We start from the raw sequence: 15,351 nt of genomic DNA, 5'->3' as shown, positions 1-15,351 counted from the left end.
GAGCCAGGCTCAAAGGGTTTTCTTGGTGATGACGTCGATGCCCGTATCGATGTATTTGGGTGTTTTCTGCCCCATCGCGCTCTGCCATGCAGAGACGACAGCCCAGTAACCCTGCATTTCCGGGCGGCTGGACGCTGTTGATTCCGCAACACCGTCCCGAATGAGCTGAAGCATATCGTTCAGGTTATCGAGGCCGACTTCCTGAACTTTCCCTGCCTTCCCGCTTTCCCGGATGGCCTGCCCGATGCCCACAGGACCAGATGCATCACAGGCAACCCATCCCACGAGATTGGGGTGCGCCTGCATGATGGCAGAGGCCTGTTTCTGACCTGTCTCGATGCTGTCGTTGTCGATCCCGGTCGCGACAACTTTGATATCCGGGTATTTTGCAAAGACCTTCTTTTCACACTCTGCGCGCAAAGTGTGGTTAGGCGCTGTTGGCACACCCATCATGATGGCCACTTCACCTTTTTTGCCAATCAATGTGGCAAGCCGTTCCGCCGCAATCGTTCCCTGCTCACAGAAATCGGCGCCCACTGCCGTAATATTCATGCCCTCCGGAGGAAGAGAGTCGAAAACGGTCATGGGAATTTTCTGCTCGATGGCTTCATCCATCGTCGCGCGATTTCCCTTCTCGTCCAGCAGATCAAGAATAAGTCCGTCAGGATGAGTAGCAATCGCTCTTTCAATGATGTCATTCTGGGAAGAGACATCAGCTGTTTGCGGCGCACGGTATTCGATTTCGATTTTCTGTCCCGTGGTTTTGGTGATCATGTCTGCTGCGGCACGAGCACCCGTATTGAGCTTGTCAAACCACGGATGGACAACTTTCGGAATCAGAACAAAGCGCAGCGGTGTGCTGGTGTCAGCGGCCTGTGCAGCAAGTGGCGTTGCGGCCAGAACAGCACCAAGGAAAAGAGCTTTTTTCATGTTCGTCGTCTTTCCAGATAACCCGTTCCGGAATCAGATCGGAAACAGGGGAAGTATTTTCAGCAGTTGGATGTTTGCAGATGATGCTCGGAATATTTCCGGCTCAATTCTTCAATGCCCGCAACGTTGCCTGCGGACGGCCCAGACGGGTCAAAGCTATGCGCCAACCAGGCATCCACAATGCTTTTGGCCAGTTCCGGCCCGATGACGCGTGCCCCCATGGTGATGATCTGGGCATCGTTTGAAAGGGCAGCACGTTCTGCAGAATAGGTGTCGTGCGTTAGCGCAGCCCGAATTCCCGGAATTTTATTGGCGGAAATACAAACGCCAATTCCCGTTCCGCAGCACAGGATTCCCCGATCAAAATCCCCGTGCGTGATCGCGAGACCGACCCGCTCACTTAGCTCCGAATAGAGCTCAGGATGATCATCTTCAGGATGGGACATATCAACAACCGTATGCGGTGTTGTGGCGCGAAGATGTGCAGCAATGAGGCCTGCAAGACCTTCTCCGGCCCGATCGCCTCCAATCGCAATACGCATGATTTTTCTCCGTCTTTATGGGTTACGTTCAGGGGAGGTGCTTGATCCGCTCGTCCTGACGGTGGAGATTTCCGCAATTTTCAGATTGATCCCCGCATTGCGGAGCGTGTCCTCCAGGTCTTTTTCGAGACCTGAATCCGTGATCACCACATCGAATTCCGTTAAATCGGAAAAACGATTGAGCGTGATGACACCAAATTTCGTACTGTCCACGAGCAGGATTTTGCGATCGGAAATATTCATCAAGGCCTGCTTGGCTTTGATGATATCCTGCTCCTGATGATACGCCGTCATTCCGCGAATTGCTGCGACGGACAGGAACAGCGTGTTGACGCGCAGCGATGCCGCGGCCTGCTCACACAGGGTTCCGAAGAACGCGTCAAAATCCATGTTATAGCGACCGCCAAGCAGCAGAAGATTCACATTGGGCTTGCTGGTGAACAGGTTCGCAGTACCCATGCTGTTCGTGACAACTGTAAGAGAGGCACTGTCAGTCAGACGCTCAGCCAGAACGCGGGATGTTGTTGAATCATCCAGTGCAATGATTTCACCTTCTTCGACAAGGCCTGCCGCCACAGCCGCGATAGCCTGCTTGGCTTCCATCGCCCGATGGCTTCGCTGGGAAATACTGCCCTCTGAAAACGCTTTTGGAGGCGTAGTCACCCCCCCATGCACACGACGTAAAACTCCGCGTTCCGAAAGCACCTGAAGATCGCGGTGAATGGTCATGCGGCTGGTGACAAAACGTCCGGCCAACTCATCAATCTGTGCACCACCACGATCCCGAACATAGTCCAGGATGTTCTGGCGGCGCGCAGAAGCCGAGCGCGTTTCAAAAGTTGCTTGGGGCATCATGCGATGACCCCCTCAGCCAACGCCTGAAAATGCTCCACATTCCAGGCAGCCCGCCCAACGAACACTCCATTCACGTGAGGCAGAGCGACATAACCGGCCGCATTGTCCTGCGTGACACTTCCGCCATAGAGGAGCTTGACCGCAGACCCTGCACTGGATCCGGCAATGTTAATCAGGAGCTTCCGCAGGTGATTATGCGTTCTCTCAACGAAAGCTGCATCTGCAGGACGGCCTGATGCACCTATGGCCCAGACAGGTTCATATGCAATGAGAACCTGTGGAACATCGTCTTCAGACACCCCATGAAGGGCGATCTTCAATTGGCGTGCCAGAGTTTCATTTGTTACGTTATAAGAATATTCATCGGCCGTATCACCGATACAGACGAGCGGCCTCAATCCATGTCGCAGAGCCGCATGAACCTTGAGATTGACGGTTTGATCCGTTTCTCCGAAATAGGTCCGGCGTTCTGAATGACCAATTTCCACCAGTTCCGCACCACATTCAGAAATCATGGTCGGGGAAATTTCTCCGGTCCACGCGCCCTCATCCTGCCAGTGCATGTTCTGTGCACCTACTGCCACACGGCTTCCCGAAAGCCTGTCACAGACATCCTTTAGAGACGTAAATGGTGGGATGACGAACGGCTGGAGAACTGTCGGGAAAGACATCCGTGCAAGCTCGTTAGCGGCCGCAACAGATGCTGCGGGCCCCTTGTTCATTTTCCAGCTTGTACCAACCCAGATAGCGTCACGCTCCATCGTCCATCTCCGATTTGAGCACCCGATTCGTAACAACTATACTGTTATAAATAACTTAATCAACGATAATTTCGTCACAAAATCCTTGTTATCCTATGACTCCGAAATGATATTTTACGAATATGATAGAGACCGTTAATTCATAATTCATTGATATTATTATGTATAATTTACGATAAGAGATATTTATCGACCCGCCGATATCCATCACATAAATACGTGATGAATGTTGCTTTTTGTGTGATATCTTCCGGGCGGCAGCTTTATTATATGCCTGTACCGTCGAATTTCGAATTAAGAGCCGTCAAAGCACAAAGAGGCAGCGCCCCGCCTCTTTCGCTGACAGACAGCACGGCCGGATCAAAATGCGACGACACGCGCATAGTGAAAAAGGCTTGAAACAAAAAACGGCGGGACAAAGCCCGCCGTTTCTGAAGTCACTTTAATTAGCCTGCAATCAGGGCTGAACAACCCGGAGCACAAAGCCCGTCAACTCACTAACAGTCTCAGCCTCCGTCCGGTCAGCTCCCAGCCGCAGCTCAGGAGACAAGGGAGCTTCGTAAGGCGCTGAAACACCCGTGAACTCTGGAATTTTTCCCGAGCGCGCTGCAGCGTAGAGCCCTTTGGGGTCACGCTGTTCGCAGGTTTCCAGAGGTGTATCCACAAAAATCTCGTGGAAGCCCTCACCCACAATCTGGCGCGCCAGATCACGGTCTGCCTGAAGGGGCGAGACCAGCGCGACAACCACGGCCTGGCCGCTCTCAGACAGAATTTTTGCGACATGCGCTGCACGACGAATATTCTCGCGACGGTCTTCCGGCGAGAAACCCAGATCGCTGCACAGTCCGGCCCGTAACGTATCTCCATCCAGAACGGTGGCTTTCACGCCCTGTCCCGCCAGAGACACTTCTGCCGCACGAGCCACAGTGCTTTTGCCGGAGCCCGGGAGGCCCGTCAGCCAGAACACGCCACTTTTATGACCACGCGTCTGAGCCTGCTGGACAGCAGAAATACGGCTGGCCGTCGGGTGGATCGCATGAACACCATCTTCGAGTTCAGCAGGACCAATCAGCGGTGCGCCGCCAACAATCCGCTGATGACGATCGACCAGAACACCACGTCCATCGCCCATTCCCGGAGAGAACGGGTCAAACAGTACGGCGTGAGAAGCCGCGAGCGTGATCTCAGCAAATCCGTCCGGCGGGACCTCATCGCCCTGACGCAATGTCAGGTCATCCAGGTCAACAACCGCATCAATGGACGCCACCGTCACATCATGCTCTGCTGTCGTCAGACGAAGCGTGAAGCTTTCCCCAACACGAAGGGGCTCACCCCGCAGCCAGAACAGACGCGTGCGAATACGGGCAGAACGCTCTGGTGCTGACGCTTTATCATCTGCCGGGAACAGCAGGTCCCCACGATCCGGCACCAGATCCGGCTCCAGGCGCAGCGCAATGGATTCACCCGCACCAGCAACTGGCAGTTCCGGCGCATGCCAGCGGCAAACTTCTGCAACGGTTGCAATCTGGCCCTGGGCACCAATTGCCAGACGATCGCCCGCACGGACAGTGCCACGCTCGATCCGGCCGGCAACGTAACGCACGCCATCAAAGCGATAAACGTCCTGCACCGGCATCCGGAACGGCAAAGACAGACGGGACGTCGGCGGCGGCACATTGGCCAGAGCCTCGATCAGCGTCGGCCCCTTGTACCAAGCAGACCGCTCGGAACGGCTGGCAATATTGTCACCATCACGCGCAGACGCCGGAACAACGGCTTCAACTTCAATTTCCAGACGACCAAGAAGCTGACGGACATCAGACTCGGCCTGAACGATCTTGGCCTCGTCGAAGCCCAGAACGTCGGACTTGTTCAGCAGCACAATGACGTGCCGGATCCCGATCAGACGCAGCAGCATGGCATGACGCCGCGTCTGCTCCTGCGCACCCTCCTGAGCATCCACCACCAGAACGGCAGCTTCCGCATCGGCAGCACCCGTAATCATGTTGCGCAGGAACTGGCGATGACCTGGCGCATCCACAATCACGAACTCACGGGAGCCGAGACGAAACGGAATCCGCGTGGAGTCGACCGTTACACCCTGATCGCGCTCGATCTGAAGGGAGTCGAGCAGAAAGCTCCACTCCACCGCCAGACCACGCTTGCGGCTGCTCTCAACGATCTGCGCCAGCTTGCCGTCCTGAAGGCTGTCAGTATCGTAGAGCAAACGTCCAATCAGAGTGGATTTACCGTGATCGACATGCCCGACGATCACGATCGGCGTGGCGGCCGCGCGATACGCCCCAGAGAGTTCCTGGGTTGCGATAATGTCACCCATCTTACAGATACCCCGCCACGCGCAGACGCTCGAATGCGTCTTCTGATTCATGATCCATGGCACGCCCGGCGCGCTCGGATGTCTTGCTGCTTTCCAGCTCGGCAATCACCTCGGCTACGGTCGTGGCATTGCTCTCGATCGGGCTTGTGATGTCCTGATCACCCAGAGAGCGATAACGCTTACCATCCTTGGCAAAATACAGATCCACGAGGGGGATGCCTTCGCGTTCGATGTAGCGCCAGATGTCGATTTCCCGCCAAGCCAGCAACGGATGCACGCGAATATGCATGCCATCTTCATACGGCGTGGCATACTGATCCCAGAATTCGGGCGGCTGATTGCGAACATCCCAGCGATGACCCGCACCACGCGGGCTGAACACACGCTCCTTGGCACGTGTGGCCTGCTCGTCACGGCGAATACCAGCAATCACGCCACGCAGCTTGTGCTTGTCGATCATTGCCGCCAGACCCGCCGTCTTGCGCGCTGCAGAACGTGCAGCGGGCGGCAGGGACGGATCGATTTCTTCGACTGGTGGGCAGTATCCCAGAAGGAGATCCAGATCCCACTTCTTGGTGTACTCATCCCGAAAGGCGTACATTTCCGGGAATTTCTTCTCGGTATCCACATGCATGACCGGGAACGGTACGCGCCCCATGAACGCCTTGCGCGCCAGCCAAACCATGACGTTGCTGTCTTTCCCGAGGGACCACAGCAGCGAGAGGGGCTTCAGTTTCCGATAGGCTTCACGCAGGATGAAAATGCTCTGAGCTTCGAGCTGGTCAAGATCATCCATGACGCGCGGTTCCGCCAGGGTTTGTGTCCGCGTCATTGTCCGCTCCATGTTCATGCTGGCCGATGAATGCCGCATTCTGTCTTGGTCAGACCGGCCCAACGACCTGCCCGCCCGTCTTCTCCGTCTCCAACCGGCCGTGTGCAAGGCGCACAGCCAATCGAAGTGTATCCTTTTGAAACCAGAGGATGCCGCGGCAGGTTCCGACGACGCATCTCTGCTTCGATTTTCTCCATGCCCCATCCCGCAAGCGGGTTGAGCTTCACGGTGCCATCCGGCTGTGGTTCCACAATGGGAAGAGCCGCCCGTGTTGAGGCCTGACTGCGCTTGCGCCCGGTCAGCCAGACATCAAATTCCGGAAGCACCAACTCCAAAGGCTCCACTTTGCGCAGGGCGCAGCAGGCATCCGGATCGAATGCCGCGAGCTGATCCTGTGGATCTCTGTTCTCAAGTTCCCGAGCCAAGGGAGAAATAGTCCGGACGTCCTGAAGGCCGAGCGCATCGGAAAGCTCATCACGATAGGAGAGCGTTTCCGGGAAATGGCGCCGCGTATCCAGAAAGAAAACCGGCACGGACGGGTCTATCCGGGCAATCTCATCCAGAAGAATGGCCGACTCAGCTCCAAATGAGGAAATAACAGCGACGCGGCCTTTCAGGCTCACGAGCGCCTCCTCAAGTGCGTGACTCTCCGGCGTATCCAAAAGATGTTGAAGTTCGGATTGTGAGAGAGGCATTTACTGCACCCATATCCCTGTTCACACGCGCCAGAATCACGACGTGAAGGAGACATAGGCGCGCTTCACCTATTATTCAACTATTTTATTTTGTATAACCATATTAAATGGTTTAATTGAGCATTTCTCATCGATTGAAGCGCGTTAGAGTTTTTGGCCTGATTTACCAATTAATGGTCAAATTTCCCGCAAATGACTCACCCTCCAAACGGCATCATTCCTGAAAATCCCTACACCACAAAATCTGGCACACTTCATGCATGAACCCAGGTATGAAACTGCGTTCATCCTTTTTTGGTCAGGGCCTTCCGCGCTTCCTTGTCGGCCAGACCGTGCAGCCGCAGGTGGTGGCGGAACTGATAATAAGTCAGCCCCAGAAGATCTGCGGCCTGCCGCTGGCTGAACTGCGCCTCCTTGAGGGCCGCTTCCAGCAACGCACGTTCATGACCTTTAACTGTCTCAGCAAAATCCAGCGGGAAGGTTTGGGGAACGTCTCCCTGAACATGACCTTCCCCGGTAGAGGCTGGAGCCATCACACTGCTCCAGTCAGGCGTGACGAACGGATCAAGCACAATCTCATCCAGACGGCGCTCAGGCTGATCCATACGATACACGCTGCGCTCCACCACATTCCGAAGCTCACGGACGTTGCCGGGCCAGTGGTAGTCAATCAGCCGCTGCAAAGCCTTCTGGGAAAACCCGGCAAAAAGCTTACGGCCAAGCTCCGCGCTCATCCGCGTCGCAAAATGGTCGGCCAGCAGGGGAATATCGTCCTGCCGGGCTCGCAGAGGCGGGACATTGACCACATCAAATGCCAGTCGGTCGAGCAGGTCCGGGCGGAATGTTCCGTCCCGCGCCATGGCCGGAAGATCAGCGTTGGTCGCACCAATCAAGCGCACATCAACGCGGATCGTCTCACTGCCGCCAACGCGTTCGAAGCTGCCGTACTCGATAACGCGGAGCAGTTTTTCCTGAACGGCAAGGGAGGCCGTGCCAATTTCATCCAAAAACAGCGTTCCGCCGTCCGCACGCTCGAACCGGGACAAACGCCGCTTCTGCGCACCCGTAAACGCGCCAGCCTCATGTCCGAACAGTTCGCTGTCCAACAGCGCCTCCGGAAGAGCCGCGCAGTTCAGCTTGACCAAAGGTGCGTCCCAACGATCCGACAAGAGAGCAAGGCGGGCGGCCACCAGCTCCTTGCCAGTCCCGCGCTCTCCGATCACCAGAACGGGGCGCTTCAGGGGAGCAAGACGGGAGATCTGGTCCAGCATCGCCAGAAATGCCGGAGCCCGCCCGATGGGTGTCGGAACCTCGTCCGCTTGGGTGGATCTCGCCATTTCTGAGCCTCGTTCGCCACTTCAGATTGTCACAACCATAACATCCCCAAAACGAGCCCGCTGACAAGACAGGTCATTGTGCTCTAATCCAGTTCTCAGGAAGGAAAGCGTCATGGGTATTTTTTCTCGGCTCGCCGATATCGTGAACTCCAATCTCAATGCGATTCTCGCCACGGCCGAGGATCCGCAGAAGATGATCCGTCTCGTGATTCAGGAGATGGAAGACACGCTCGTTGAAGTGCGCAGTCAGGCCGTCCGCACCATCGCCGAGCGCAAACAGCTTGAACGCCGCGTGCGCACCATGATGCACGAAGAAGACGAATGGCACCGCAAAGCCACACTGGCCATCGAACGCAACCGGGACGATCTGGCCAAGGCGGCGCTCTCAGCCCGTCACACGGTCGAACAGTCCCGCGAAGGGCTTGAGCGCCAGATTGCACAGGTCACGGAAGGTCTTGAGCAACAGAACGACGACATCACCAAGCTTCAGGCCAAACTGGCGGATGCGAAATCCCGTGAGAAAACCCTGACCATGCGTGCCCGCACGGCAGAAGGCCGCCTCAAGACACGTGAAAAGCTCTACGATACCCGCATTGACGACACGCTGAACCGTTTCGAACAGGTCGAGCGCGCTCTGGATGAACTGGAAGGCAAAGCCGAGGCCTATGATCTGGGACGTCGGTCTGGTCGCCCCTCCCTGCACGAAGAGTTGGCCGCTCTGGAAACGGATGCAGCAGTAGAAGATGAATTCGAGACTCTGAAACGCCGGATTGCGGAAAAGAAGCGCGAAGCCTGATGACTGCTGCAAGAAAGTCTGAGTCATGAATGAGGATATCGTCGCTCTTGTCCTGCTTTTTGGCTTTATCCCGGCGCTCGTCCTAGGCCCGCGCCTGTTGCGTGCCCGGACGGGCAACCTTCCCAATCAAGGCATCGCAGACCCACATCTGCAGGCTGCCCTGACACAGGCCGAGGCCCATGCTACGCGTCTGGAAGAAAGGATCGACCAGCTCGAACGCATCCTCGACGAGGATATCCCGGGCTGGAGAGCTAGGAGTTCACGATGACATCCCGCACCGCCCTGCGCATGCTGCTGCTGTCCATGCTGACAGGAGCAGTTTCTGCCTACCCGGCTCAGGCCGCGCGCGTCACCATGTCCGGATCTGATCTGGATATGGCGATTCCCTGCACAGGTCAGGTGCGGATCGTCGTAGACCCAGGCATGAAAGACGGCGCTACTTTAGACAGCAGCAATGCAACGCAGGTAACGATGCGCAGCGGCAAGGAAGAGTCAGACAGCCGCATCTCCATCGCCACGAAAAGTTGCGCGCCCAATGGTAAGGTCACGATCAGTGTGTCGCCTTATACTGGCGTCTCAATCCATGACAGCCATGACACACATTTCATCATCAAAGGAAAACTGGCGTCCCTTGATGCCAGCCTCGACTCCGCGACAATGGATATCGAGAATACGCAGTCCCTTGATCTGAGCATGCATGGTGCCTCCAGTGTGCATATCGGCTCTCTCGAACGGGCGGCCCAGATCGTGGCTTCCGGCACATCAACGCTGATCGCCGACTCTGCACAGCTGACCGCTCTATCTGCACAACTGTCGAACGACGCCTCTTTCATGGTTTCGCAGGGTAGTATCGAAGCCCTGACGATCGTGACGTCAGACAATGCGACCGCCACCGTTCATGGCAACGCTTCCGTTGCAACGGTGACAGCCAACGGCACAGGCGCCGTCAATATTGAGCGCGTCTCCGGCCCGATCGTTCGGTCTGGCAGTGGCGCGGTAAATGTCGGAACCCCGGCGGCAGTGGCTCCGCCGCCGACTGTCGTGGCACCGGCCGCACCACCAGTTACGACGACGCTACCAGTCGCTCCTCCGCCCGTTCCCAAAGCTTCGGTGCCGGCTCCTCAGCCGCCAGCCTCAACAGAAACGTCTCCGCAGATCAGCCAGCCTTCTGTTCCGGCTCCATCAACATCCGCGCCACCGACACCGGCACCAGTGCCTCAGAAACCGGCTCAGCAGGAACAGGAAGCCGTTCAACCTCCTGTTGTCGCCGCATCACCCCCGGCTGCCGTCGTACCAAGTACCCCCACCCCGACACAGCAGACACCCTCAGTCAATGTCCCCACGACGCCGTCGGAAACTCCTCAGAAGCTGCCGCAGACTCCCCTTCCGGACACTGTGGCACCGCCGCCTGCTCCTTCGACGCCAACAGCTCCAGTCATGCCGCCTCAAGGCGATACACCAAAACAGGGAGGCTGATGATGAAGATATCCCACGATCTGGTACGTTTTGCAGGGAGCATCCTCGGCCTCCTGCTTGCTACAGGAACGATCAGCCCGGCCCTCTCTCAGGACGCAGCCCCTGCCATTCCTGCTCCCCCGGCGCCCCCAGCGTTTGCAAGTCCAGAACGTGTAAGCTCCGTCACGGGAGCTACGCTGGAACTGGCACCGACCTGCCTGACAGACCTTCATATTGTTGAGGGTGATACAGCGAAGGTTCTTCAGGGCAATGGCAACCTGACAGCCGCCGAGGACAAGACACTCAAACTTGCTCTGAGTGACCCGTCCTGCAGCACCGAAGCCAGCTCGACAATTCAGGTTCCAGCCGGGACGAATATCCATCTCCGCGGCAACAAGACCGACATCACTGTCACAGGGTCATCCGGCCATCTCAGCGGCTTGTCCGGAAGCGGTGACGTACGCGTCAACAGCGCAACGGGTGTGGATCTGCGGATGACCGGATCCGGCAATGTTTCCATTGCTACGGTGACAGGCGATGTACACGTTCTCAATTTCTCAAGCGGAGACCTGCTTGTCGGGCTGGTAACAGCACCTCGTGTTGAGCTGTCCGCGACATCATCAGGAAACATGCTGCTCAGGAGTGGCTCAGTAGAGAACCTCTCCATTCGGGATCTCGGTTCGTCCGATATTACAGCACATGTCAGTGCCATCTCAGCCAGCCTGTCACTTTATGGCTCTGGGAACGTTCTGGTCGATAGTGTTTCAGGAACATTATCCCGCGGTCATTATGGCTCCGGAGACCTGACGGTTCACACGACCAGCCCGGGAGTTCACGTCGGCGCAGCCGCGCCAGTGGACGGGCAGGCCATCGCAAAAGACATTCTGGCCAGCCTCGGTCAGTCCGTGAATTTCGATTCCGGCACGCAGCAAGGCTGGGAGGCTCTTGGCTCTTTCGGCAAACATAGCAACGGCCACCATCTGGGCGGCCTTCGTCTTGTTCTGATCGTGGTCTGCGTCTGGCTAGTCCTGCGTCACGCCAAGCGTTATCGCAAACGGACTGGGCAATCCTTTTTTGGTGCTCTCTGGACCGATATTGCTGAAGGCCTTTCTGCTTTCACACGAAATTGGGAAACACGAATGGCTGACCGTCGCACGGGAGGACAATCATCCTCAGGCGATGCGCCACATGTCTATTACACACGCCGTGCTGTCGATCTGTATGAAGAGGTTATTCATACAGCCAGGGATCAGAGCGCACGTCATAAGCAACGCCACGCCCCGGAGACGACACCTTTCAGTTCAAACCATACTCTGGTGCGCCTGAACGACCGCTTGGCTCGTATGGAGCCAAGGTTGGCACGCATGGAACAGTTCGTAACCTCCCCGGATTTTGCGCTGGAGCGCCAGTTCCGTGACCTGGAACGCTCCGCCTGAGCAAGACAGACTTTGACGTAGCCGGGCGCGCAGGGTAGGGGCTGAAGGGTGAATGCCGTTCTTGATCCCATAGCGGCCCTTGGCCGTGCCGTCCTCGGACTCGTCCGCCAGTCGGGTGCTCTCGCCATGTTTGCGCTGGAAGGGCTGTCGCATCTCGTGCGGCCACCGTTCTACTGGCGCATCTTCCTGTCCACGCTGATCGAAACGGGGTTCTTCTCCCTTCCGGTTGTGGCCCTGACAGCCCTGTTCTCCGGGGCCGTCATCGCTTTGCAGTCCTATGTCGGGTTTGGGCAGTATCACGTCCAGAGCGCCATTGCCGGGATTGTGGTTCTGGCTGTCACCCGCGAACTGGGGCCGGTTCTGGCAGGACTGATGGTTGCCGGACGTGTCGGTGCTGCAATGTCTGCCCAGATCGGGACTATGCGCGTCACCGATCAGATCGATGCCCTGACGACACTATCGACTAACCCGATGAAATATCTGGTGACGCCACGTCTTCTGGCGGGAACCATCGCCCTGCCCTGTCTCGTCATCGTGGCGGACGTTCTGGGTGTTCTTGGCGGTTTCACCGTATCGGTCGCAAAACTAGGTTTTTCACCATCCACCTACATCACGGCCACGCTGGATTCGCTGAAGACCATGGACGTAGTGGTCGGTCTGGTTAAAGCAGCGGCTTTCGGCTTCCTCATTGCTCTTCTGGGTTGCTACCACGGTTATAACAGCCGCGGCGGCGCGGAAGGTGTGGGTTCAGCCACCACAGCGGCCGTCGTGGGCGCCTCCATTCTGCTTCTGCTGTTTGATTACCTCCTCACAGATCTGTTCTTTTCCCAATGAGCACACCCAAAATCCGCATCCGCGGCCTTTCGAAAGCGTTCGGCTCCAAGGTCGTGCTCGACGGGATCGACCTTGATGTCGAGACCGGCACCTCCATGGTCATCATTGGCGGCTCCGGCTCAGGAAAATCCGTTCTTTTGCGGTGTATCCTTGGCCTGATCGAGCCCGATGCTGGCACTATCGAAATTGACGGCGAGAACGTTCTCACTGCCCCACGCGGGCGGCAGGAAGTCCTGCGGCGACAGATTGGCATGCTGTTCCAGAACGCCGCCCTGTTCGACAGCATGAGCGTTGCGGACAACATTGCGTTCGGGCTTCGGGCCAAGCACTCAGACCGTGACGGCCCAGTTCCGTCCCGATCCAAGGCGCGTGAACTGGCAGGCGGAATCCTCCAGCAGGTTGGATTGGACCCCTCCGTTGGGCAGCTCAGCCCTTCTGAGCTGTCAGGCGGTATGCAAAAGCGCGTCGGACTGGCTCGCGCTATTGCCGGACAGCCCAACATCCTGTTCTTCGACGAACCGACTACAGGCCTTGATCCCATCATGGGGGCCGTCATTGACGGACTGATCGTGGATTGCGTGCAAAAGCTGGGCTCAACGGCTATCGCCATTACGCATGACATGGCTTCAGCGCAGCGGATCGGGAATCAGGCTGCCATGCTTTACCAGGGCAAACTGGTCTGGCAGGGGCTGGCCGCAGACCTGATGAACTCAGGCAATGCAATGGTGGACCAGTTCACGCATGGACGCCGGGAAGGACCGATCACCATGGAACTTCGCAAATGAAGCCGTTCCGACGCCCTCCCATTTCCCGCAGAGTCTGGCAGCGTCTTGGTCTGACATATCTCATCGCGCTGCCGATGGTGTTCATTCTGTTTATGCACCCGCCCAAAAGCCAGAATATCCTTATTCAGGCGCTCATCCTGCTTCTGATCGTAACGGCTGCACGCATCATGGCCCGCATCATCATCCGAACAGACGACTAGTACCTTCTCTGACTGGATCATAACGGGAACACTCCCTATATCGGGAGCACCCAGAGTCCATGTGAAGAGAGATTCCCTTGGTCAAGAAACCAACCGCGCGCTTTGTCTGCCAGTCCTGTGGGGCTGTCTATTCCAAATGGGTGGGCAAATGCGAAGCGTGCGGGGAATGGAACACGCTGGTTGAGGAAACTTCCGAACCCACAGCCCGCAAAACGGGCAAGCTGAGCACCGGGCGTCTTCAGACCGTTCGTCTTGATGGCGAGGCCAAGCCGCCCCCACGCATTACAACAAGTATTGCAGAGTTGGATCGCGTTCTTGGCGGCGGTCTTGTGCCTGCATCCGTTGTTCTGGTTGGCGGTGATCCGGGTATTGGTAAATCCACCCTGATGCTCCAGACAACCTGTGCGCTGGCTCGGAGTGGTCACAAGGTTCTGTATGTCTCGGGCGAAGAATCCGTCGATCAGATCCGCATTCGCGCGCAGAGACTGGAGCTGGACCGGGACAGCAAGACACTGGATTCCCTGGATCTAGCGGCTTCCATCAATGTCGGAGACATCGTGGGATCGCTGGAAAACGATCGGTCCCATACTGTCGTGGTCATTGATTCCATTCAGACCATGTGGCTGGAAAGCGTAGAAAGCTCCCCAGGGTCCGTAGCGCAGGTCCGAGCGAGTGCTTTTGAACTCATCCGTCTCGCCAAAACGCTTGGCTTTGCCCTGATTCTGATCGGTCACGTCACGAAGGAAGGGTCTCTGGCAGGGCCACGTGTGCTGGAACACATGGTTGATGCTGTCATGTATTTTGAAGGTGATCGTGGTCATCAGTTCCGCATCCTGCGTGCAGCCAAAAACCGCTTTGGCGCAACCGACGAAATTGGCGTCTTTGCCATGACTGATACGGGGCTGACGGAGGTTCCCAATCCTTCCGCCCTGTTCCTCGCCGAAAGACGCGGCAACATTGCTGGATCGGCTGTGTTTGCCGGCCTTGAAGGCACACGGCCCGTTCTTCTGGAAGTTCAGGCCCTGCTGTCCCCCAAGGCTGGAGACGGGGCACCACGTCGCGCCGTTGTCGGATGGGATACGTCTCGCCTGAACATGCTGCTGGCCGTGCTGGATGCAAGATGCGGCTTGAAACTCGCCAACATGGACGTTCACCTGAACGTGGCTGGCGGGTTAAGAGTCAATGAGCCTGCCGCAGACATGGCCGTTGCCGCGGCCTTGATCTCCGCAGCGACAGGCCACCCAACATCTTCAACAGCCGCGTATTTCGGCGAGGTCGGTCTCTCAGGTGAGATCAGGCAGGTCAGTCAGGCGGATCTGAGACTCAAGGAAGTTGCAAAACTGGGATTTGGAGAAGCCATTCTCCCAAGGCGAGTATCTTCTGCCTCGGCACGGGTCAAACCGCCAGCCGGTCTCAAGCTACGGGAAATCGGGCATCTCACGGATCTGGTAGAATTATTCAGCCCTTCCGAAAGCTGAAGTAAAAAGCCTTCATCCATGAAAAAATTCATCATTTAATTGCTAAAAAGCAGTTAAATTAACGAATTATTACCGAC

The 15,351-nt window shown here is 56.9% G+C and carries 16 protein-coding genes; 8 read left to right on the top strand and 8 right to left on the bottom strand.

Annotation, left to right across the window (positions count from 1 at the left end; genetic code table 11):
* Window positions 1-9: 9 nt before the first annotated feature.
* The 8 genes from JN414_RS04970 to pspF all read right to left on the bottom strand — a co-directional run bounded on the left by JN414_RS04970 (window position 10) and on the right by pspF (window position 8,290).
* Window positions 10-930, bottom strand: a complete 921-nt coding sequence (locus tag JN414_RS04970) for a substrate-binding domain-containing protein (RefSeq protein WP_046900500.1) — start codon at window positions 928-930, stop codon at window positions 10-12.
* 59 nt (window positions 931-989) lie between these two features.
* A complete protein-coding gene (locus JN414_RS04965; protein WP_046900499.1) occupies window positions 990-1,472 on the bottom strand; it encodes an RpiB/LacA/LacB family sugar-phosphate isomerase in 483 nt (160 codons plus the stop codon).
* A gap of 15 nt (window positions 1,473-1,487) precedes the next feature.
* Window positions 1,488-2,327 (bottom strand): DeoR/GlpR family DNA-binding transcription regulator, encoded by an 840-nt coding sequence (locus tag JN414_RS04960; RefSeq protein ID WP_202206957.1) that lies wholly within the window; start codon window positions 2,325-2,327, stop codon window positions 1,488-1,490.
* Window positions 2,324-3,088, bottom strand: coding sequence for a triose-phosphate isomerase (locus JN414_RS04955; RefSeq protein ID WP_202206956.1), 765 nt, complete (start codon window positions 3,086-3,088; stop codon window positions 2,324-2,326). The genes JN414_RS04960 and JN414_RS04955 overlap by 4 nt, the downstream gene beginning before the upstream one ends.
* A 457-nt stretch (window positions 3,089-3,545) precedes the next feature.
* A complete protein-coding gene (gene cysC / locus JN414_RS04950) occupies window positions 3,546-5,426 on the bottom strand; it encodes an adenylyl-sulfate kinase (RefSeq protein WP_064275244.1) in 1,881 nt (626 codons plus the stop codon).
* 1 nt (window position 5,427) lies between these two features.
* Window positions 5,428-6,222 (bottom strand): sulfate adenylyltransferase subunit CysD, encoded by a 795-nt coding sequence (cysD, locus tag JN414_RS04945; RefSeq protein WP_064275312.1) that lies wholly within the window; start codon window positions 6,220-6,222, stop codon window positions 5,428-5,430.
* Window positions 6,223-6,272: 50 nt separating this feature from the next.
* Window positions 6,273-6,953 carry a phosphoadenylyl-sulfate reductase gene (locus JN414_RS04940; protein ID WP_064275243.1) on the bottom strand — a complete coding sequence of 227 codons (681 nt, stop codon included), beginning with the start codon at window positions 6,951-6,953 and terminating at the stop codon, window positions 6,273-6,275.
* 284 nt (window positions 6,954-7,237) lie between these two features.
* Window positions 7,238-8,290: a phage shock protein operon transcriptional activator gene (pspF, locus tag JN414_RS04935; protein ID WP_202206955.1), complete on the bottom strand. Its 1,053-nt coding sequence runs from the start codon at window positions 8,288-8,290 to the stop codon at window positions 7,238-7,240.
* Window positions 8,291-8,402: 112 nt separating this feature from the next.
* Here pspF and pspA point away from each other — a divergent pair, with 112 nt between their 5' ends.
* The 8 genes from pspA to radA all read left to right on the top strand — a co-directional run bounded on the left by pspA (window position 8,403) and on the right by radA (window position 15,274).
* Window positions 8,403-9,086, top strand: coding sequence for a phage shock protein PspA (pspA, locus tag JN414_RS04930; RefSeq protein ID WP_046900493.1), 684 nt, complete (start codon window positions 8,403-8,405; stop codon window positions 9,084-9,086).
* 25 nt (window positions 9,087-9,111) lie between these two features.
* A complete protein-coding gene (gene pspB / locus JN414_RS04925) occupies window positions 9,112-9,354 on the top strand; it encodes an envelope stress response membrane protein PspB (protein ID WP_143412284.1) in 243 nt (80 codons plus the stop codon).
* Window positions 9,351-10,562 carry a hypothetical protein gene (locus JN414_RS04920; protein ID WP_237389877.1) on the top strand — a complete coding sequence of 404 codons (1,212 nt, stop codon included), beginning with the start codon at window positions 9,351-9,353 and terminating at the stop codon, window positions 10,560-10,562. The genes pspB and JN414_RS04920 overlap by 4 nt, the downstream gene beginning before the upstream one ends.
* On the top strand, window positions 10,562-11,977 hold the full coding sequence (locus tag JN414_RS04915; protein WP_237389876.1) for a DUF2807 domain-containing protein: 1,416 nt from the start codon (window positions 10,562-10,564) through the stop codon (window positions 11,975-11,977). Before JN414_RS04920 ends, JN414_RS04915 begins: the two co-directional genes overlap by 1 nt.
* A gap of 48 nt (window positions 11,978-12,025) precedes the next feature.
* Entirely contained in the window at window positions 12,026-12,811 is a 786-nt protein-coding gene (locus JN414_RS04910) for an ABC transporter permease (protein ID WP_046900490.1), read from the top strand.
* Entirely contained in the window at window positions 12,808-13,596 is a 789-nt protein-coding gene (locus JN414_RS04905) for an ABC transporter ATP-binding protein (protein WP_202206954.1), read from the top strand. Before JN414_RS04910 ends, JN414_RS04905 begins: the two co-directional genes overlap by 4 nt.
* Window positions 13,593-13,796 carry a hypothetical protein gene (locus JN414_RS04900; protein ID WP_046900488.1) on the top strand — a complete coding sequence of 68 codons (204 nt, stop codon included), beginning with the start codon at window positions 13,593-13,595 and terminating at the stop codon, window positions 13,794-13,796. Before JN414_RS04905 ends, JN414_RS04900 begins: the two co-directional genes overlap by 4 nt.
* 77 nt (window positions 13,797-13,873) lie before the next feature.
* Window positions 13,874-15,274 (top strand): DNA repair protein RadA, encoded by a 1,401-nt coding sequence (gene radA, locus JN414_RS04895; RefSeq protein ID WP_202206953.1) that lies wholly within the window; start codon window positions 13,874-13,876, stop codon window positions 15,272-15,274.
* Window positions 15,275-15,351 lie beyond the last annotated feature (77 nt).

It is taken from the genome of Gluconobacter sp. Gdi, from assembly GCF_014132155.1.
Taxonomy (GTDB): Bacteria; Pseudomonadota; Alphaproteobacteria; order Acetobacterales; family Acetobacteraceae; genus Gluconobacter.
The sequence above is the reverse complement of the archived record's forward strand: the minus strand, read 5'-3'. Positions and strand labels throughout refer to the sequence as shown.